We start from the raw sequence: 19,388 nt of genomic DNA, 5'->3' as shown, positions 1-19,388 counted from the left end.
AACGGCCGCCCGAAGGCGGCCGTTGTGTGCACGATGGCGCCGGGACGCCACCTTGGCTTCAGGGGACGTCGCGCGCCTCGACGTCGATGACATCGGCCGGGCGGCGCGAGGGGCCGGGAAAGCCGCCCTGGCGGCGGGCGCCGGCAGCCGGGCCGGTGGGCGGCTGGCCAAAACCCGTGTTCTGCGTGAAGCCCGGGCGGCGAGCCTGGCGCTGTTGCCAGTAGGAGCGGACGCCGAAAGGCTGGCCGCGCAGGCGCGCGGTGACGTAGAGCACCGCCACGGCGATGGCCGTGGACAGCATGAAAATGAGCGCCATGCCCATGCCGACCAGCGCCAGCACGACGAACAGGACGGTGTGGAGAATGCGGGAGATGAGTTGAGTCATGGTCTTGCGACTCCGGGGAGCGGTGGAAAGTTCCCGGGGAACATTCCGGTGAAAAGTTCCGAAGCATCTTCGGACTGGGGGAATCCCGTGGCGCGACACGCCTATCCGCTATGCTTGAGGGCAAACCGCCTTTTTTCAAGCTTGGGCGACGATTTTTTCGGAACAATAGTGACATGAGTTTGACGCTGGAACAAATCCACGAGGCCCTGCGTGCCGTGACCGACCCGGAAACCGGGGTTTCGTTGCAATCCAGCCTCAAGGACCGCGACGTGCAGTCGGGCGCCGAGGGCGTGCGGGTGGCCATCGAGCTGGGCTATCCGCTGGGCGGGCGCGAGACCGCGTTGGCCCGCGCCGCCGAGGCCGCCCTGCAAGCCGCAGGCGCAACCAGCGCTGCGGTGACTGTTTCCTGGAAAGTAAGCGCTCACGCTGTGCAGCGCGGCCTGAAGCCGCTGCAGAACGTGCGCAACATCATCGCCGTGGGATCGGGCAAGGGCGGCGTGGGCAAGAGCACCACCGCCGTGAATCTGGCCCTGGCCCTGGCCGCCGAGGGCGCCAAGGTCGGGCTGCTGGATGCGGACATCTATGGTCCCAGCGTGCCGACGCTGCTGGGCATCGACGGGCGGCCGGAAAGCACCGACAACAAGACGATGGGCCCGCTCGTGGGCCACGGCCTGGAGGCCAACTCCATCGGCTTCCTGATCGACGCCGATTCGCCCGCCATCTGGCGCGGCCCCATGGTGACGCAGGCGCTGGAGCAACTGCTGCGCCAGACCAACTGGAACGACCTGGATTACCTCATCATCGACATGCCGCCGGGCACGGGCGACATCGCCCTGACGCTGGCGCAGAAGGTGCCGGTGGTGGGCGCGGTCATCGTCACGACGCCGCAGGACATCGCGCTGCTCGACGCTCGCAAGGGCCTGCGCATGTTCCAGAAGGTCGACGTGCCGGTGCTGGGCGTGGTGGAGAACATGGCCGTGCACGTGTGTTCGCAATGCGGGCACGCCGAGCACATCTTCGGTGAAGGCGGCGGACAGCGCATGGCCGAGCAATACGAGGTGCCCGTGCTGGGCAGCCTGCCGCTGGCCCTGTCCATCCGCGTGCAGAGCGATGCGGGCGTGCCCGTCTTCGCGGCAGAGCCCCAGGGCGTGGCCGCGCAAGCCTATCGCCAGATCGCCCGCCGCCTGGCCGCGGGCGTGGCCGCCTTGCCGCGCGACATGAGCGCGCGCTTCCCATCCATCGTCGTGCAGCAGCCCTGAGTCGCGCGCGGATGCAGACGGCCCGTCGCCTGTTCCTCGCGCTTGGCTTGATCCTGGGCGCGGCCACGACGGCGCGCGCTGAACGACCCGAAGTGACGATCGACCCCGGCGGCGTGCCGCCGGCAGCCTTGCGCGCCATCGCGTCCTCGGTGGACAGCATTGCGCGGCTGGCCGAAGACCAGGACGGCGGCGAGGCCGCTCGCCTGCGCCGCCGCGCGCACGACGCCACGCTGTCGGCGCTGGCCACCCAGGGCTATTTCGTGCCGGTGGTCACGCTGAGCGTCGGCGAGGACATCGGGGGAGAAACCTGGGACATCGCCATCGAGCCCGGCGTGCGCGCCACGGTCGGGCAGGTCGACCTGCGTTTCGAAGGCCGCCTGGCGGCCGAAGACCAGGCCGCGCGCCGCGCCGCCCTGACGAAGGCGTGGAGCCTGCCGCGCGACCGGCTCTTCATCAATGCCGACTGGAGCAAGGCCAAGTCCGACCTGCTGGAGGCCGTGGGCGAGCGCGACTATTACCTGGCGCGCATTGCGTCGTCGCGCGCGCAGGTGGATGCCGACACCGGCAAGGTCAGCCTGGAGGTCGTCATCGACAGCGGTCCGCGCGTGCGCATGGGAGAGCTGGTCACCCTTGGCCTGGAGCGCGTGCCGGAAGAGCTGATCCGCCGCTATGTGCGCTATGCCCCGGGCGACCCCTACGAGCGCGAGAAACTGGAAGACTGGCAGCAGGCGCTGCAGACGACGGCGTTCTTCCGTGGCGCCTTCGTGTCGCTGGTGCTCGATGACGCCAAGGACCCGCAGAACGAGGCCGAAGTGCCCGACGCGGCGCCCAGCGTGCCCGCCGCCGTGGGCGCGTCCAGCACGCCCGAGGCGGCGTCCTACGCCACCCCGGCCACCGCCATGGCCGACCAGCAGGAGGTGACGCTGCCCTTGCGCGTGCGCGTCTCGGAAGCGCCTCCCAAGCGCTTGTCGGTGTCCGCGGGCGTGGACGACGACGTCGGCGGCCGGGTCGAGGTGCTGTACCGGCAGAACGTCGTGTTCGGCCACCCCCTGACCATGGAGGCGGGCCTGGGCGTGGATCGCAAGCGTCAGCGCGCCTACCTGGACTTCTATCTTCCGCCCACGGCCAAGGGGGAAAAGGACAGCATCGGCCTGTTGGCCGACCATTCCGACATCCAGGGCCTGGAAGTGACGCGTTTCGCGCTGGGCGCCACGCGCCTGCGTGTCCGCCCCGGCGCGGGCGACAGCCGCGTGGAATACGAAACGCGCTTCGGCGTGCTGGCCGCGCACGACCAGATCAAGATCGACCAGGGCGACTCCTACAGCCTGCCTACCATCACCGGCACGGCGGAATGGCTGCGGCGCGACGTGGACAGCAAATACAACCCGCGCGAAGGCAACCTGATTGCGGTGGGGGGCGGCATCGGCACGACGCTGGATCGTGGCGAACCCTTCACCCGTGCCACCTTGCGCGGACAGCAGTGGTGGCCCGTGGGGGATCGCGACGTCTTCACCTTGCGCGGCGAGGTCGGCAAGCTCTGGTCGCAGTCCGATGCGCTGGTGCCCGATGACTTCGGTTTCCGCACCGGCGGGGCGCGCACCATCCGCGGCTACAAGTACCTGAGCATCGGCCGCGAGCTCGATGGCGCCATCGTCGGCGCCGAGGCCCTGGCCGTGGCCAGCGCGGAGTACATGCATTACTTCGACGAGATGTTCGGGGTGGGCGTGTTCGTGGATGCGGGCGATGCGGCCGAATCCTTCGGCGACATGCGCATGAACCTGGGCTATGGCCTGGGCGCGCGCGTGCGCACGCCCGCCGGCCCGCTGTTCCTTGACCTGGCCTACGGGCAGCGCACCAGCAAGCTGCGCATCCACTTCTCGCTGGGGTTGGCGTTTTGAAGATCCTGGCCCGCCTGTTCCGCCACCTGCTGGTCTGGTGGCTGCCCGCCCTGGTCATGGTGCTGATCGGCCTGATCGGCCTGACCGCGTGGGTGGTGGGCTCCGCCTCGGGCTCGGCGCTGCTGTTGCGGGCCGTTGCCTCGCAGCTGGACGGGCGCGTCGCGGGCGTGCAGGGTTCGCTGTGGCGTGGCCTGCAGGTGGCCGAGCTGGACGTGTCGCCGCCAGGCGCGCAAGTGTCCTTGCGGTCATTGAACCTTGCGGTGGACTGGCGCCGCCTGGGCGATGGCGTGTTGCGCGTGCAGGATCTGTCGGTGGACTCCCTGTCCGTGGCACTGCCCGCGCCCGCCCCCGAGGCGCAGGCGGCCCCTGATGCGCCGCTCAGCCTGCCATCCCTGCCCGTCACGATCGCCATCGACCGCCTGGCCGTCGGGGAGTTTTCCCTGACGCAGGCAGGCGAGCCGCTGCCCGTGGGTCTGCGCGACCTGCTGGCCACGGTGGCGGTGGGCGAGACGGCGCAATTGCGGATCGCCAGCCTGAAGGTGCTGCATCCGATGGCCGACGTCGGCCTGCAGGGCGAGGTGGCGCTGGCCAAGCTGGCGGCCCCCTGGCCTGCGCGGGTGACGCTGTTGGCGGGCATCCACAGCGCGGATCCCGAATCGCCGCTGTGCCTGAAGGCCTTGCAGCCCGGGCAGGCCGCCAAGCCGGCGGACAAGGCCAAGGATGCCAAGTCCCCCGAGGCGGCGACGCCCGCCGTGCCGGGCTGCACCGTGCTGCTGGATGCGCAGGCGCAGGGTTCCCTGGATGGGCTGGACGTTTCGCTCAAGGGCGAAGGCGCGGGCGTGGCCTTGCGGGCCGATGCCTCGCTGGCGCCGCAAGCCGCCTTCCCGCTGCGCACGGCCGACGTGGACCTGCGCCTGGCTGACGGTTCCGCGCTGGCGGCCAGGCTGGACTGGGAACGCCAGGAAGCGGGACCCGATACGCCGCTGCGCGACCGCATCAAAGGCACGGCCTCGGCCACGTCGCTGGACCTGGGCGCGTTCCTGGCCGGCCTCATCCCTCCGGCACTGCTGACCGCGACGCTGGATTTCGATGTCAGCCTGCAGGACCAGTCCGTGCCTACCGACGCAAGGCTGGACCTGAAGGTGGCCGAGGGCAGCCGCTGGAATCGCCAAGCGCTGTCGGGCAACCTGAATGCGCGCCTGAGCGCCCAGCCGGGCGAGCCCGGCCAGCCCATCGACGTGCTGGCCTTGCGCGTGCCGGAACTGAAGACCGATCTGCGGCTGGGGCCGAACAGGGTGCGCACCGATGGCAGCTGGGGCGAGCCGGGCAGCGCGTTGACGGTGGATATCACCGCGCCCCAGTTGGCGGCGTTCTGGCCAGACTTGCCGGGGGGCGCCACCCTGCAGGGCAAGGTCGGCGGCACGCCGGGGGCGCACCAGCTGGACCTGCGCGCGGCCTACAAGCCGGCGCGCGTGCGCGCAGGCAGGCTGGGCGAGGCGCCGGCCGACCTGGCTATCGTCGCCGCTGGCGGCTGGGGGCCGGGCGGCCAGAATGCCTTCCAGCCCGGCCTGACCGGATGGCGCGGGCAGGTGTCTTCGCTGCGCGCCGAGCATGCGGGTTTCTCCTTGCGGCTGCGCCAGGCCTTGGCCGTGGCTTTCCTGCCCGCGGCGCAGGCGCCGCAATGGCAGTGGCAGGCAGGCGCGGGCGCGCTGGAGATCGGCCTGCCGGGCGCGGCCTCGCCGGTGGTGCTGCGCCATGAGGGGTCGCGGGGCGGCGGCGCGCGCTGGCAAAGCGCGGGCGCCATCGAGAATGCCGTGCTCACGGCACGTCTGGTGCGGAACCTGCAGGACGCCTTGGGACAGGTCCGCAAGGACGAGGACGCGCCGCGCGGCGGCGTGAAGGTCAACGATCCGGGCGCCGCCAACCGCCGCCTGGAACTCGAGGCCAGCTGGAACCTGCAGTTCGCCAATGCCTTGTCGGGCACGGCGCGTATCGCGCACACCGGCGGCGACATGATGCTGCCCGGCACGCCGCCCGTGCCTGCCGGCCTGCGCGAGCTGTCGGTCGCCCTGCGCGCCACGCCCACCACGGGCCGTGCCAGCCGTCTGGATGCGGTCCTGCGCGTGTTGACCGAAAAGCGCGGCACCATCGAGGGCGAGGGTTCCGCCGTGCTGACGGTGGGCGCGGATGGCGCGTTGGACCTGGATCGCCGCCAGCCCCTGCGCGGCAAACTGGACGCCCAGGTGGACGACCTGTCGTGGGTCAGCCTTTTCACGGGCGATGCGCTGGACATCGGCGGCAGCGTGCGGGCATCGCTGCAAGGCCAGGGCACGCTGGATGGCGATTGGCGGGCCCGCGGCACCATCAATGGCGAGAAGCTGCGCGTGGTGCGCATCGACGATGGCGTGCGGCTGCTGGACGGCACCTTGGCCGCGCGGCTGGAGAACGAACGCCTGATCATCGATTCCTTGCGCTTCCCGGCCAGCCTGCGGGTCATCCCCACGGAGTGGCGCACGCGCGAGTGGATCACCGAGAACCCCGACGCCAAGAATGGCGAGCTGCGCGCCAGCGGCGAGTGGAACCTGCTGCAGTCCGCGGGCAAGGTGCGCGTGTCGCTGTACCGCTATCCGGTGATCCAGCGGGTGGACCGCCACGCCATGATGACGGGCGACATCGACATCGTGGCGGCGCTGCCCAAGGTGTCCATCACCGGCAAGCTCACGGCCGACGCCGGCTGGGCCAGCGTGGAAATGCTGACCAGCGTGCCCACGGTCGACGACGACGTGATCGTGGTGCGCGAAGGCCAGGACGTCGCGGCGTCGTCCGCGCTGGACATGAACATGGTGGTGGACGTGGACCTGGGGCCGCGCTTCTACCTGACGGGCATGGGCCTCGATTCCGGCCTGGTGGGCGCGTTGCAGGTGCGCATGGCCGGCGGGCGCCTGAGCGGCGAGGGCGCCTTCCGCACGCGCGGCGGGCGTTTCGAGATCTACGGCCAGCGCCTGCACCTGCGGCGCGGCACCATCACCTTCCAGGGCGTGCTGGAGAATCCGCTGCTGGACATCGAGGCCCTGCGCCTGGGCGAGCAGGTCGAGGCCGGCGTGCGCGTGGCCGGCACGGCCCGGCGTCCTCGCATCGACCTGGTGTCCTATCCCGACGTGGGCGAAACCGAGAAGCTGTCGTGGCTGATCCTGGGCCGCGGGCCCGACCAGAGCGGCAACGACGCCGCGCTGCTGCTGTCGGTGGGCGCGGCGCTGCTGGGCGGCGAGGGCGAGCCCTTCTACAAGAAGTTCGGCCTGGACGACGTCGGCATCAAGTCGGGGGCCATCGGCAGTTCGGGCAGCCTGCTGCCCGACACCACGGTGGCCGGGCGGGTCACGCGCGGTAGCGGCCAGGAGCTGGAAAACCAGTTCCTGGTGGCCAGCAAGAATTTCTCGGATGGCATCACGGTGAGTATCGAGCAGGCCATGGCTGGCGCCGACACGGTGGCGCGCGCCAGTTATCGCCTGTCGCGCCGCCTGTCGGTGGACCTGAAGGGCGGGGCCGTGAACGGCCTGGAGCTGGTGTACCGGACGTTCTTCCAGGATTGACCGCCCCGCCAAGCGCGCGAGGGGTGTCCACCCCGCGGTGTGCCCCGATTGCCAGCCCGCCCTGCGGGCTGGCTACAATACCGCTCTGTCTAGGAAACCCACCCATGTCCATCAAAAGCGACCGCTGGATCCGCCGCGCTGCCGAAGCCGGCATGATCGAACCCTTCGAAGCGGGCCAGGTCCGCGCCAACGCGGGCGGCAAGATCGTGAGCTACGGCACCAGCAGCTACGGCTACGACGTCCGTTGCGCCGACGAGTTCAAGATCTTCACCAACATCAATTCCACCATCGTGGATCCCAAGCGTTTCGACGAGAAATCCTTCGTCGATTTCAAGGGTGATGTCTGCATCATTCCGCCGAACTCCTTCGCGCTGGCCCGCACGGTGGAATATTTCCGCATTCCGCGCAGCGTGCTGACCATCTGCCTGGGCAAGAGCACCTATGCCCGTTGCGGCATCATCGTGAACGTCACGCCGCTCGAGCCCGAGTGGGAAGGCCATGTGACACTGGAGTTCTCGAACACCACGCCGTTGCCGGCCAAGATCTACGCGGGCGAAGGCTGCGCGCAGATGCTGTTCCTGGAAAGCGACGAGATCTGCGAAACGTCGTATCGCGACCGTGGCGGCAAATACCAGGGCCAGACCGGCGTCACGCTGCCGCGCACCTGATCCTGCTTGATCTTGCGCAAGGCCCGCGCGCGTGGGGCCTGCTCCAATGGTGCTGTCTTCCACTTTTTCATGCCCTTGGAGCACCCCATCATGCGCAGAATCGCCGCCGCCGCCTTGCTGTTCGCCTGCTCGACCCCCCTCTGGGCCGCCCAGTGCGAGCAAGTGATCGAAAGCAATGACGCGATGCAGTTCAACGTCAAGGACGTCACGGTCGACAAGTCGTGCAAGACCTTCACCGTGACCCTCAAGCACACTGGCAAGCTGCCGCGTAACGCGATGGGCCACAACTGGGTGCTGACCAAGCAGTCCGACATGCAGGGCGCCGCCACGGCCGGCATTGCCGCCGGCCTGAACAATGACTACGTGAAGCAGGGCGACGAGCGTGTGCTGGCGCACACCAAGGTCATCGGTGGCGGCGAAACCGCCACGGTCACCGTCGACGTGGCCAAGCTGAAGGCAGGCGAAACCTATGCCTACTTCTGCTCCTTCCCCGGCCACTGGGCCATCATGAAGGGCACGCTGAAGCTGGGTTCATAAGGACACGCGCGCGGCCAGGGTCGTCCTGCCTGGCCGCGCGTCCACTTCCAGCGTCCCGCCCACGCGCGCGATGCGCGTGTGCATGCTGTTCATGCCCACGCTGATGCCGGCCTGGCGCACTGCCGCCACATCGAAGCCGGTGCCGTCGTCCTCGATGCCCAGCACCAGCACGGCGTGCGCGGGCATTTCGAGCCACACCCGAACCTGCCGGGCATGGCTGTGCTTGATCACGTTGGTCAGGGCCTCTTCCAGGAAGCGCGTGAGCGCCAGGCATTGCAGCGCCGAGGGGCGCGCCTGCCATTGCGCCGCAACCTGCCACGTCACCGCCATGTCCAGCGCATCGAACAATTGCGTATAGCGATAACGCACCGGCGCGATCCACGCCTGTGGCGTGGCGGGCGCGTCGACGCCCGCGCTGGCGTCATTGTCGATGGCCTGGCGCAGGTCGTCGCGCAGCAGCTTCAGCATCGACAGCACGCGCGCGCGCGCCAGCGACTCTTCTCCCAACTCCACCGACGCCATCATGTGCACCAGCGATCCGCCCACGCCGTCGTGCAGGTCATGGGCGATGCGCAGGCGGTCCTGCAGGCGGGTGTGGCTCAGTTCCAGTGCATGCTCCCGCGCCAGCGTGTCGGCCAGCTCGGTGCGCGCCCGCGCGACGTTGTCGGCAAGCTCCTCGTTGAAGCGGGCGATGCGCTGCACGTTGTGCGCGTGGCGCAAGCCCAGGATGCCTGACAGGGAAAGGGTGATGACGATGCTGGTGTAGGGCGAAAGGGGTGGCCTGCTGGGGATGATCGAGAGAATGGCGAGCAGGTCATGGATATTGGTGATGACCAGCGCCAGCAGGCAGGCAGCCAGCAAGCCGTGTTCACGTGACCGGGTGCGCAACGCGTGCGCCAGGAACGTCATGCCGTTGAGGACGAAGAGGGTGCTGGCAACCACCAGTCCCAGTAATTGGGCCTTGCCGGCCAGCGCGTCCGGCGCCGCGAGTTGGAGCACCACCAGGCCGCCGGTCAGCAGCCAGAGGCCACGTTCGGTGCGAGGCAGACGCTGGTCGCTGAAACGCCAGGTGAACAGGCAGAAGCAGGCAACGGACAGCAGCAGCGCAATGGTGTTGAGCCTGGCCATCCCGGGCGTCCCCACGAGTGGCAAGGGCTCGGTGAGCAGCACATTGACGATGAACAGTCCCCAGAACAGGGACATGAGCGCATACCAGCCATACGCCGTCTGTTCCCGCCTGACGACCCAGATGCAGAAGAACAGGGCCGCCATCACGCCGGAGACGATGATGTTGATGAGGATGAGCGTGCGGTTCTGCCACCACAGCGTGTCGTAGCGTTGCTGCATTGCCTGGGGGGCGCCCAGATGGACGGGCCCGAGTCCCAGCGACTGGCCGGCCACGCTCGTTGCCCGGATCCACAGCGTATTCACCCCGGGCAGCAGCCAGGCTTCGGGCAGCAGCCAGTAGCGGGGCATGTTCCAGCTGCGCGACAGGGGTTCGGTCTGATGCGCGTCCTGCCACAGCAGGGTGTCGTTGACATACACCTGGCCCGCCAGCACGATCGATTGCAGCACCAGGGCAATGGCGTTGTCCCGGTCGCCAGGGCAGTCGCGGTCCCAGCTTATGCGGTACCACACCGATCCGCCCTCGCCGGGGCGGCGTCGGAGCCAGTCATCCGGCAGTGTGACCTTTTGCCAGGTGGTGATGGCACGATGGCCGCCGGGAACATCGGCGGCCGTGTGAACGGCCAGGATGCGTGCCACGCAGCCCGATTGCGCCGGTGCTTCGGCGGGGTTGGCCCAGGCGGCGGTGGCAGGCATGCACAGCAGCAGCCATAGCCACCCCAGCCACCCCAGCCCCCTCACTGGATCTCCCTCACTCCAGCAGCCCACGGGTGCGCGCCGCGTGCACCGCCCGTGTGCGCGAGTTGACGGCGAGCTTGCGGTAGATGTGCTTGATGTGGCACTCGACGGTATAGCGCGACAGGAAGATCTGCTCGGCGATTTCCCGGTTGCCCAGCCCTTCGGCGACCAGTCGCAGGATCTGGTGTTCGCGCGGGCTCAGGCGTCCTTCGGGCGGGCTGGCCTCCTGTTCCGTCGCGCCGGGGTGCAGTTCCTCGATGATGCGGCGGGCGATGAAGGGATCGATGGGGGCGCCGCCCCGCAGCACGCTGCGCAGGGCCAGGGCGACTTCCAGGTCGTCGCGTTCCTTCACCACATAGCCGGTAGCGCCCGCACGCAAGGCGGCCAGGATGGCGTCCTGCGTGCTCCAGGCGGATATCACCAGGATACCCAGGCCGGGATCGGTGGCGCGCAGGTCGGCGATGAGATCGATGCCGCTGCCATCGGGCAGGCCCAGGTCCACCAGCGCCAGCGCGATGGGCTGGTTGGCCAGGCAGGCGCGCGCCGTGGCCAGCGAGTCGGCGAAGACCAGGGCTTCGCCGGCGTAACCCAGTTGCAGCAGCAGGCCTTCCAGCCGGCGGCGCACCAAGGGGTCGTCCTCCACCAGCAGGACGGGGGCGGGCAGGGCAAGGTCGGCGGCGAGTTCGCGCAAGGACATCGATCCTGGCTTCCAGGGAGAGGAGTCTGATTGTCGGCCAGACCGCGCGCCACGGCCATCACCAGAATCAGTATTTCGCGGGAGCGATCCGCAAAATTACCAAAATCCGGGGGGGGGCCGGTCTTGCGGACGACGCATGCAATCGGTCCGTACTTTACCTGAGCGTGGCGCGGCTGGCCGCCATCAAGCGGGCAGCAGGACGGCGTCGTGGCGCAGGCTGGGCGCCTGCACCACCGCGGCCGCGTCGCTGACCTTGAACACCGACACGGCCTGGCGCAGTTGGCGCGCCTGCTCTTCCAGTGAGCTGGCGGCGGCCGCGGACTCCTCGACCAGTGCCGCGTTTTGCTGGGTCACGGCGTCCATCTGGGTGATGGCGTGGTTGACCTGCTCGATGCCGGTGCTCTGCTCCTGCGACGCCGCGGCGATCTCGGCCATGATGTCGGTGACGCGCTTTACCGCATCCACGATGTCGCGCATGGTCTGGCCTGCGCGTTGCACCTGGCTCGACCCCACCTGGACCCGGCTGGCGGACTCTTCGATGAGACTCTTGATCTCCTTGGCTGCCTGGGCGCTGCGCTGGGCGAGCGAACGGACCTCGCCCGCCACGACGGCGAAGCCTTTGCCCTGTTCGCCTGCGCGCGCCGCTTCCACCGCGGCGTTCAGGGCGAGGATGTTCGTCTGGAACGCGATGCCGTCGATGACGCTGACGATTTCCGCGATCCGGTTGGAGCTTTCGGAGATGTCGTCCATCGTCGTCACGACTTCCGACACGACGTTGCCGCCGCGGCTGGCCACGTCCATGCTGGTCGAGGCGAGCTGGTCCGCCTGGCGGGCGTTGTCGGCGTTCTGGCGGACGGTGGAAGCGAGCTCTTCCATGCTGGCGGCGGTTTCCTCCAGCGAGGCGGCCTGCTCTTCCGTCCGACGGCTCAGGTCATGATTGCCTTGCGCGATTTCGGCGGCTCCCGTGTTGATCTCGTCGACGCCATGCAGCACCTGGGAGACGACGCGCCCCAGGCTGTCCTGCATCTGGCGCAGCGCCGCCAGCAACTGGCCGATCTCGTTGCGTGAGTCGACCTCGATGCGTTGGGTCAGATCTCCCGACGCGATTCGTGCCACGGCCTGGCCGGCGTCGCGCAAGGGGCGCATCACATGGCGCGAGAGATACAACCAGCATGCCGGGATGACAAGCAGGCTCAGAACGAGCAGGGCCACCGTGATGGTGCCGGCCAGTTGCAGCCTGTCCTGTGCTTCGGCCAGCACTTCGAGGCTCGCCTGGTCCATGAGCCTGAAGAATTCCACCACCACCTCGTCGGCCTGCGTGCTCAGTTGCCCGCGCCGGTCGATATTGGCCAGATAGATGCTCTCGTCCCCGCGCAGCAGGCCCGCTGCGGCGGAGGTAGACAGCTCGGTGTATTGGGACAGCAGGCTGCCGTACTGTTCGGCCAGTCGCGTCACTTCCGGCCACGCGTTGTTGCCGGCGCTGTCCTTGTTCTTCTCGTTGACGGCGCTCACGACCTTCAAGGCCTCCGCGGCGCGGTCCAGGGCGGCAACGACGCTGGCCGTATCGCCCTGCAGGAAGTTGCGGTGGGCCACGGCCATCCACAGGCGGTTGGCCGTGAAGGCGTTCTGCAGATCCTTGGCGGGTTGTATCCGCTCGCTGGAAATGCGGTAGAAATCCTCGAAACCCTGGTCTGCCGACCTGGCGTTAAACCAGTTCGCGCCGATGGCCGACCACAGCGCCAGGGACATCAATGCCAGCACCAGCAATATGCCGATCCGTATGGGCAGGTTCTTCATGTAGAAAACTCCAACTTCTTCAAAAGGTAGGGGCTAGGTCAGGAATTCCCGCAAGGCCCCCGGAACGGGGGCGCCAGCGTTGCGGCACGTGTGACGCACGCTATCTGACGCTGACGGCCGTGCATGACCGTCAGTCTTGATGCGCGTGTGTGTTCGCCCGTGCCGGGGAAAGGGGGAGGGGAGTGCAGGTCTGAGGCGGTGCTTCAGGTCCCGGCCGGGGGAGGCCCCGCGCCGCCGTTCGCCGTCCCATCGGTCGTCGGGAGGGCGGAGGTCATCCAGGTCTCCATGTCCTGGGGAGAGAGGGGCCGGGAGAACAGGTAGCCTTGCGCCACGGGGTAGCCCTGCGCACGCAGGATGCGCGTCTGGCCATCGGTCTCGACGCCTTCCGCCACCACGGTCAGGCGCAGGCTCTGGCCGATGCCCAGGATGGCGTTGCTCAGCGCCCGCGCGGCCGGATCCTGCTCCAGGTCCGCGACGAAACTCTGGTCCAGCTTCAGTTCCGACACCGGCAGGCGCCGCAGGTAGCTGAGGCTGGAGTAACCCGTGCCGAAATCGTCCATCGACAGGCGTATGCCCTGCTCGGACAGCGCCGAGATCGTCTTCATGGTGTACGGGTTGGTGTCGAGGAGGATGTTTTCCGTCAGCTCCAGCGTCAGGTCCTTGGCATCCAGGCGATGGAGGCGCAGGGTGTCCGCAACCATCTGGGGCAAGGCCAGATTGTGGAAACTGGTGGGTGACAGGTTCACCGAAATGGCGGGGACCGCGAGTCCTTTCGCCCGCCATGCGGAAAGCTGGCGGCATGCTTCGCGTATCGCCCACAAGCCGAGGTCGGCGATCAGTCCGCATTCCTCCGCCAGGGGAATGAAGCGCGCGGGCGAGATCGTGCCCAGGACGGGATGCGTCCAGCGCGCCAATGCCTCGACGCCATACAGTTCGCCGCTCTCGAGCGCGACCTGCGGCTGGTATTGCAGATGCAACTGGCCGGACTGGATTGCCAGGCGCAACGCGCCTTCCAGCATCAGGCGTTCCTGCGCCAGCTGGTCCATCTCGGCGCTGAAGAAGCTCAGGCTGCCGCGCCCGCGCTTCTTTGCCTGGTACATGGCGATGTCCGCCTGTTGAAGCAGGGTGTCCATGTCCCGCGCGCTGGCGGGATACATGGCGATGCCCACGCTGCAGGTGATGGACAGGGTGGTGCCGGCGACGCAGAAGGGTTCCGAGAGGACGGCCTGGATACGCCTGACGGCATCGTTGGCGGACACCGCGTCGCGGCCGGACAGGACCACCACGAACTCGTCCCCGGATTGGCGGCCAAGCGTGTCCGAGGGGCCCATCAGGCCCGCCAGCCGCTTGGCGCTTTGCTGCAGCAGCTCGTCGCCGGCCGGATGGCCGAGCGAATCGTTGACCTGCTTGAAGCGATCCAGATCGATGAACAGCACCGCCAGCTGCGTGCCGTCGCGGTTGGCCGCGGTGATGGCCTGCTCGGCCTTGGCCTGCGTCAGCCTGCGGTTGGGCAGCCCCGTCAGCGAGTCATAGAAGGCCAGCTGGCGGATGCGTTGCCTGCCCTGCTCGCGCTCCATCGCCAGGGCGCACAGATGCGTGCACGCCTCCACCAATTGCTGGTGGAACGTGACCGAGCTTGGACTGCCCGTCTTGCTGAAATAAAAGGCGAAGGTGCCGATGACGCGGCCCTGGCTGTTGCGCACGGGCGTCGACCAGCAGCCTCGGTATCCCAGCGGCAGCACCAGATGGCTGTAGTCCTGCCAGAGCGGGTCGCTGGCGATGTCGTCGGCCCGCACGGCCTCGTTGCGCCAGGCGGCCGTGCCGCAGGAGCCCACGCACGGCCCGATCTCGACGCCGTCGAGCTGCGTGCTGAGCGCGCGTGGAAGATTCGGCGCCGCCAGCGGGCGCAGCCTGCCGTGTGCGTCCACCTCGAGGATGGAGGCAGTGACCTCCGGCGCGATGCGCTCGACTTCCTCGCAGATGCCTTCCAGGACCTCGCCCAGCGGGCGTTCCCGCGCCATGGCCTCCAGTGCGCGCTGCTGGAGCACCTCATACATCTTGGCGCGCGTGATGTCGGTGAGGATGGTGACGGTCAGTTGCCAGCAGCCTTGCGCGTCCGAGACCGGATTGCTGATGATCTTCGCCCAGTATCGCTGGCCGTCCTTGCCGTGGACGAGTTCCTCTCCTTCCAGCGAGTGGCCCCCGCGCAGCGCCTCCTGGTAGACGCGCTCCGTGGCCTCGTCCTTGCTGCGGCTCAGCAGGGGAATCGGGCGCAGGCCGACGACTTCTTCGACGCGCCAGCCGAACATGCGGCTGAATCCCGCGTTGACGTACACGATGGCCGACGCCGCGTCGCTGATGATCACGGCCGAGTCGCTCGCGTCGGCCACCAGCGCCAGGCGTTCCATATGCTGCTGGCGCGCGCGTTCCGCATGGAAACGCTCGGTGATGTCCGTGGCGATCTTGAGAATCTGCAGGACCTTGCCGGCCTCGTCGAGGACCGGCGTGTACGTCGCCTCCAGCCAGCAGCTGGCCCCGTCGTGCCGCACCCGCTCGACCGGGCCCGAGTGCGAGAGTCCGTCACGCAGGTGCCGCCAGAATGCCGCGTACTCGCTGCTTTGCGCGTACGCATCGGTGCAGAAGCGTTGATGGGGCAAGCCCGCCGCATTCTCGGCGTCATAGCCGAACAGGCGAAGGTAATTGGGATTGGCGTGCTTCAGCACGCCTTCCGGCGTGAACTCGGCGATCGCCATGACGCGCTCGAGCGCGGCGCGTTGCGCGTCGTGGTGGACCACGAGCGGAGTGGACAGTGGCATGGCCTCAGCAATGGCCCGGGGGGCAGGGTAATGGAATGAACCCGCGTCAGTCGGGAGCGGTGAGGAGGTGCCGGAAAACGATGTTGCGTTGCGGAAATGTTAAGGGATTATTTAGTTCAAAATTCATATTTCGCTTTGTGTCGTTTTGCCCTGTTGTTTTTAGCCATGTTGTTCCGGAGTATGGGAAAAAAACGCCGCCGCCGCATGGGGCGTTGCTACCGGCCGCCTGTGCCGGTACCGTGTCGTCCGGAAATCCTTGGGACTGCCTCCAGCGTTGCCACAGATAAATAAAAACGCGCGCATCGACCTGCGTGCGCTCATCCTGCTCCTGTCCGCGCTCATCGCGGTGTTCGTGCTGGGCGCCAGCATCTTTGCCAGCTATTGGGTGCAAAGAAAAATGCTCGTGGACGGCACGCTCGAGACGAACCGGGTCTACGCCACGAAGCTGGCGACGATGACGGAGGGCTACCTGGGTTCGGCATTGCGGCAATTGGCGTTCAGCGCCGATTTCTATGGCAGGCATTTCGGCGAGCGCGGCGCGCTGACGCAGGAAAACGAATGGCTGCGGCGGCAGGTCGATTATTTCAACTCCACCTTTCTCGTGGATGCGACGGGCGTGGTCAGGGCGGTCGCCCCCGCCAACCTGACGACCCTCGGCACGGTCTTGCGGACCCAGGGCGCCACGCAGGCGCTGCGTGAACGCCAACCCGCCGTCTCCGCGCCCTACATGTCGGCGGCGGGCAACCTGGTGGTGGTCCTGTCCCACCCCATCTTCTCGCCCACCAACGGCTACCTGGGGTATGTGGGAGGCAGCATCTATCTGCAGCGGCGCAGCGGCCTGAGCCAGCTGTTGGGCGAGCATTACTACAAGGATGGCTCGTATCTGTATGTCGTCGATCGCCAACTGACATTGCTGTACCACCCGGATCCCGCGCGGGTCGGCACCGTGGTGCGGAACAATCCCCTTCTGGACGAGGCGGTGGTCTCGGGTGGGGACGGCGTGAGGAGAGTGACCAACAGTTATGGCGTCGACATGCTGGCGGGTTACGCCACGGTGCCCAGCACCGGCTGGGTCGTGGTGGCACAGCGTCCCTACCACCAGACCCTTGCGCCCCTCGACAAGCTCATCCTGACCATGGTGGCGATCGCCTTGCCGCTGACGGTCCTTGGGGGAGGGTTGATATGGTGGCTCACGCTCGTCATCGTGAGGCCGTTGCGATCACTGGCCGCGGGCGCGAGAAGCATGGGCGCGTCCGAGGGCAGCCACGACGTTGGCGACGTGCGCGCGTGGTATGTGGAAGCCTTCGAACTCAAGCGCGCGCTGATGGTGGGAATCAAGCTGCTCGATGAGCGGATCGGCAAGCTCCAGCGGGATGTGCAGACCGACCCGCTCACGAAGCTGAGCAACCGCCGCCTGCTCGGGCAGACGCTGGCGTTATGGCAGGCGGAGCGCCGGTCTTTCGCGGCCATCCAGCTGGACATCGATCATTTCAAGAAGGTGAACGATACGTATGGCCATGAGGTCGGGGACCAGGTGCTGACTGCCCTGGCCGACGTCATCCGGAGCTGTGCCCGTGCCGGCGACGTGCTGTGCCGAACGGGTGGAGAGGAGTTCCTGGTGCTGTTGCCCGATACGGATTTGGCGCTTGCGGCGGTGGTGGCCGAGCGGCTTCGGCAACGCGTGGCGGATGCGCACTTTCCCCTCGTCGGCCAGGTCACGGTTTCGCTGGGCGTGGCGGAGTGGACGCCCCAGCACGAAGAGGATGCCAGCCTGGCCCTGGGCAGGGCGGACAAGCAGCTTTACCTGGCCAAGCAGCGCGGCAGGAACTGCGTGTCGCAGGAAGGCGCGACACGCTGACCGTGCACACCGGCGCGCGCGCTCATTGCCGTGCCAGCGGTTGGGCCGCAGGCGTGGCAAACGCGCTGCCGCCGCCTGCGGGCAATTCCGCCAGGCTTTGCACGGTGCGCCAGACATCCTGCTCACGGGCGCGCAGGTCATAGCGCTGCCGCGTGCCGGGGTGGCGCGCGGCCAGGTAAAGCGTGCCATGCAGGAAACGCAGGGCCGGGGGCGAGCCGGCGTCGAAGGGCAGTTCGGCCGCGACGTCATGCTCCACCAGCCACAGGCGGCCGTCGGGGCGGTCCAGCACGGCAACGATGGGGTTGCCGTAGGCGTCCGCATCCACGGCGGGCGCGCCGACGTAGCGCACGGCCAGGTCCTTCGCGGCGTGCCAGCGCAGCGCGTCGGCATTGGGGGCATCCTTGGGGGCCGCCACCTGGTCGATGCGCTGCAGTCGCCGCGTCTCGCGATCGCGCAGATACACCACGACATGGCCGTCGGCGTCACGCGTGGCGGCCAGGCCGCCATCGCTGCGCGGGGCGGGCACGTGCCGCCAGGCTTCCCAGCCCGCGGTCGGGTCGGCCTGCCGCTGGCGGGTGGCGTGCAGTTGGCCGGCACGGTCCAGCGCCAGCACCACATAGCGGCCCGCGGCGTCGCGGGCCAGCACCGGGTCGCCCAGCGCGTCCGCCAGCGCGGGCAGGGCTAGCCAGGCGTTCCAGCAATTGCCCGGGTGGCACGGCGCCGTCCAGTAATACTGTCCGTCGTTGCCCATCGCGACGGCCGCGGTGTCCTTGCCCGACATCACGGCCGGCATGTGCGAGATGCGTGCGCCGCGCACCGCCTGCCAGCCTTGCCAGGCGCCATCCATCTGCTGGCGGTTCACCCACAGATTGCCCAGCGCATCGCGCGCGAATAGACCGGCGCTGGCGTCGGGATAGGAGAACGACACCAGCGGGCTGGCAGTGCGGCCGCCCAGCGTCAGCCAGTTGCGTTGGTTCGCGTCCCACAGGTTGACGGCATCGTTGGCTTCGCCCGTGGCGAGCAGCAGCAGTTCGCCCCGGGCATCCACCTGCAGCCGAGGCGGCGTGTCGGGGCGCGACACGTAGTAGGCGCGCTGGACCCAGGCCGCCGCGGGGCCGGCGGGCTCCTGGCAGCCCTCCGGGCCCTTGCAGTAGTGGTAGTCGTTCCAGGCATAGCGGCGGAAGATCTCTGCCTTGCTGGCGATCTCGGCCTCGGCCAGATTGATCTCGCGTTCCTGGCTGGGATAGTCGATGTAGCCCGTTTCCGCATAGTTTCCGGGCGCCTGCAGCATGGCTTCGCGCACCAGGCGGGCGCTGGCGATATGGTCCGGATGGCTGTGGCCGGCGCAACGCCAGCACAGCGCGGTATAGGGCACGGTGATCGTGTCGTCCAGGCGGCGCACGGTGGTGGGCGCATAGCGGCGGATCAGCTCGGCCAGCGTGGCCACCAGGTCCGCCCGCGAGTAGCTGTCCGGCGTGGGCCCCAGCGTGTCGGCCTTCAGGCCCTGCGCGGACTCGACCTGGCTGAGCGGCGTCAGGCTGCCCCAGCCCGGGCCCAGCCACGGGTCCTTGATGCGCAGGTGCCAGAGCTCCACGCGCGGATTGCCCTGCAGGGCATAGCGGGCGATGGTGTGCTGCCCGAGCGTGGCCGTGCCGGCGATCCATTCGTCGGCTTGTCTGGCCATGTAGGCATAGGCGGCGCGCACGCCGCGCTCGCGGCCCGACATATAGCCTTCGCCTTCCCCCGCGTCGCTGGCGGTCAGGTAGACCACGCGCACGCAGCCGCCCGCCTCGATGTTCGAGGCCAGGTCGGGATTCATGAAGAGCAGGTCATCGTCCAGATGGGCGACGAAAGCCAGGTCCTTGATGCCGTGGCAGTCGGCCAGTGTCGGCGCGCGGGTGGCGGACCAGGCGGGCAGGGCGAAGGCCAGGCAGGCCAGCGCGGCCAGGGCCAGGCGCGAGGCGCCATGAAACAGGGCGGGCATGATGGCGTGGAAAGCGGGGATGAAGAAGGCCGGTGC

At 68.3% G+C, this 19,388-nt stretch carries 12 protein-coding genes; 6 read left to right on the top strand and 6 right to left on the bottom strand.

Translation table 11 applies throughout. The features are described 5' to 3' along the window. Positions 1–58 precede the first annotated feature (58 nt). Positions 59–385, bottom strand: coding sequence for a hypothetical protein (locus tag ODI_RS22415; protein WP_067754480.1), 327 nt, complete (start codon positions 383–385; stop codon positions 59–61). Positions 386–558: 173 nt separating this feature from the next. On the opposite strand from ODI_RS22415, the gene apbC reads away from it, so the two are divergent. From apbC to azu, 5 genes are all read left to right on the top strand, one after another. Next, entirely contained in the window at positions 559–1,644 is a 1,086-nt protein-coding gene (gene apbC, locus ODI_RS19125; RefSeq protein WP_067754483.1) for an iron-sulfur cluster carrier protein ApbC, read from the top strand. A gap of 11 nt (positions 1,645–1,655) precedes the next feature. Next, positions 1,656–3,542 (top strand): autotransporter assembly complex protein TamA, encoded by a 1,887-nt coding sequence (locus ODI_RS19120; RefSeq protein WP_067754486.1) that lies wholly within the window; start codon positions 1,656–1,658, stop codon positions 3,540–3,542. Beyond that, the gene (locus ODI_RS19115) at positions 3,539–7,132 is read left to right on the top strand and encodes a translocation/assembly module TamB domain-containing protein (protein WP_408635856.1); all 3,594 of its coding nucleotides are present in this window, start codon (positions 3,539–3,541) and stop codon (positions 7,130–7,132) included. Before ODI_RS19120 ends, ODI_RS19115 begins: the two co-directional genes overlap by 4 nt. Positions 7,133–7,236: 104 nt before the next feature. Further along, on the top strand, positions 7,237–7,800 hold the full coding sequence (dcd, locus tag ODI_RS19110; RefSeq protein ID WP_067754489.1) for a dCTP deaminase: 564 nt from the start codon (positions 7,237–7,239) through the stop codon (positions 7,798–7,800). A gap of 90 nt (positions 7,801–7,890) precedes the next feature. Then, on the top strand, positions 7,891–8,337 hold the full coding sequence (gene azu / locus ODI_RS19105; protein ID WP_074046806.1) for an azurin: 447 nt from the start codon (positions 7,891–7,893) through the stop codon (positions 8,335–8,337). Here the strand turns inward: azu and ODI_RS19100 are convergent. The 4 genes from ODI_RS19100 to ODI_RS19085 all read right to left on the bottom strand — a co-directional run bounded on the left by ODI_RS19100 (position 8,332) and on the right by ODI_RS19085 (position 15,510). Next, positions 8,332–10,158 (bottom strand): sensor histidine kinase, encoded by a 1,827-nt coding sequence (locus ODI_RS19100; RefSeq protein ID WP_067754492.1) that lies wholly within the window; start codon positions 10,156–10,158, stop codon positions 8,332–8,334. The genes azu and ODI_RS19100 overlap by 6 nt on opposite strands. A 55-nt stretch (positions 10,159–10,213) precedes the next feature. Then, complete coding sequence (locus tag ODI_RS19095; protein ID WP_067754495.1) at positions 10,214–10,897, bottom strand: LuxR C-terminal-related transcriptional regulator; 684 nt, start codon at positions 10,895–10,897, stop codon at positions 10,214–10,216. 183 nt (positions 10,898–11,080) lie between these two features. Further along, entirely contained in the window at positions 11,081–12,694 is a 1,614-nt protein-coding gene (locus ODI_RS22655) for a methyl-accepting chemotaxis protein (RefSeq protein ID WP_067754498.1), read from the bottom strand. Positions 12,695–12,897: 203 nt separating this feature from the next. Further along, positions 12,898–15,510, bottom strand: coding sequence for a sensor domain-containing protein (locus tag ODI_RS19085; protein WP_067754501.1), 2,613 nt, complete (start codon positions 15,508–15,510; stop codon positions 12,898–12,900). A gap of 256 nt (positions 15,511–15,766) precedes the next feature. Here ODI_RS19085 and ODI_RS19080 point away from each other — a divergent pair, with 256 nt between their 5' ends. After that, the gene (locus ODI_RS19080; RefSeq protein ID WP_231968096.1) at positions 15,767–17,368 is read left to right on the top strand and encodes a sensor domain-containing diguanylate cyclase; all 1,602 of its coding nucleotides are present in this window, start codon (positions 15,767–15,769) and stop codon (positions 17,366–17,368) included. Positions 17,369–17,390: 22 nt separating this feature from the next. Here the strand turns inward: ODI_RS19080 and ODI_RS19075 are convergent, their stop codons facing one another. Next, complete coding sequence (locus ODI_RS19075) at positions 17,391–19,352, bottom strand: PIG-L family deacetylase (RefSeq protein ID WP_067754506.1); 1,962 nt, start codon at positions 19,350–19,352, stop codon at positions 17,391–17,393. Positions 19,353–19,388 lie beyond the last annotated feature (36 nt).

This window comes from Orrella dioscoreae (assembly GCF_900089455.2).
Lineage (GTDB): Bacteria > Pseudomonadota > Gammaproteobacteria > Burkholderiales > Burkholderiaceae_B > Orrella > Orrella dioscoreae.
Note: the sequence above shows the minus strand (reverse complement) of the source record. Positions and strands in the feature narration are given on the sequence as shown.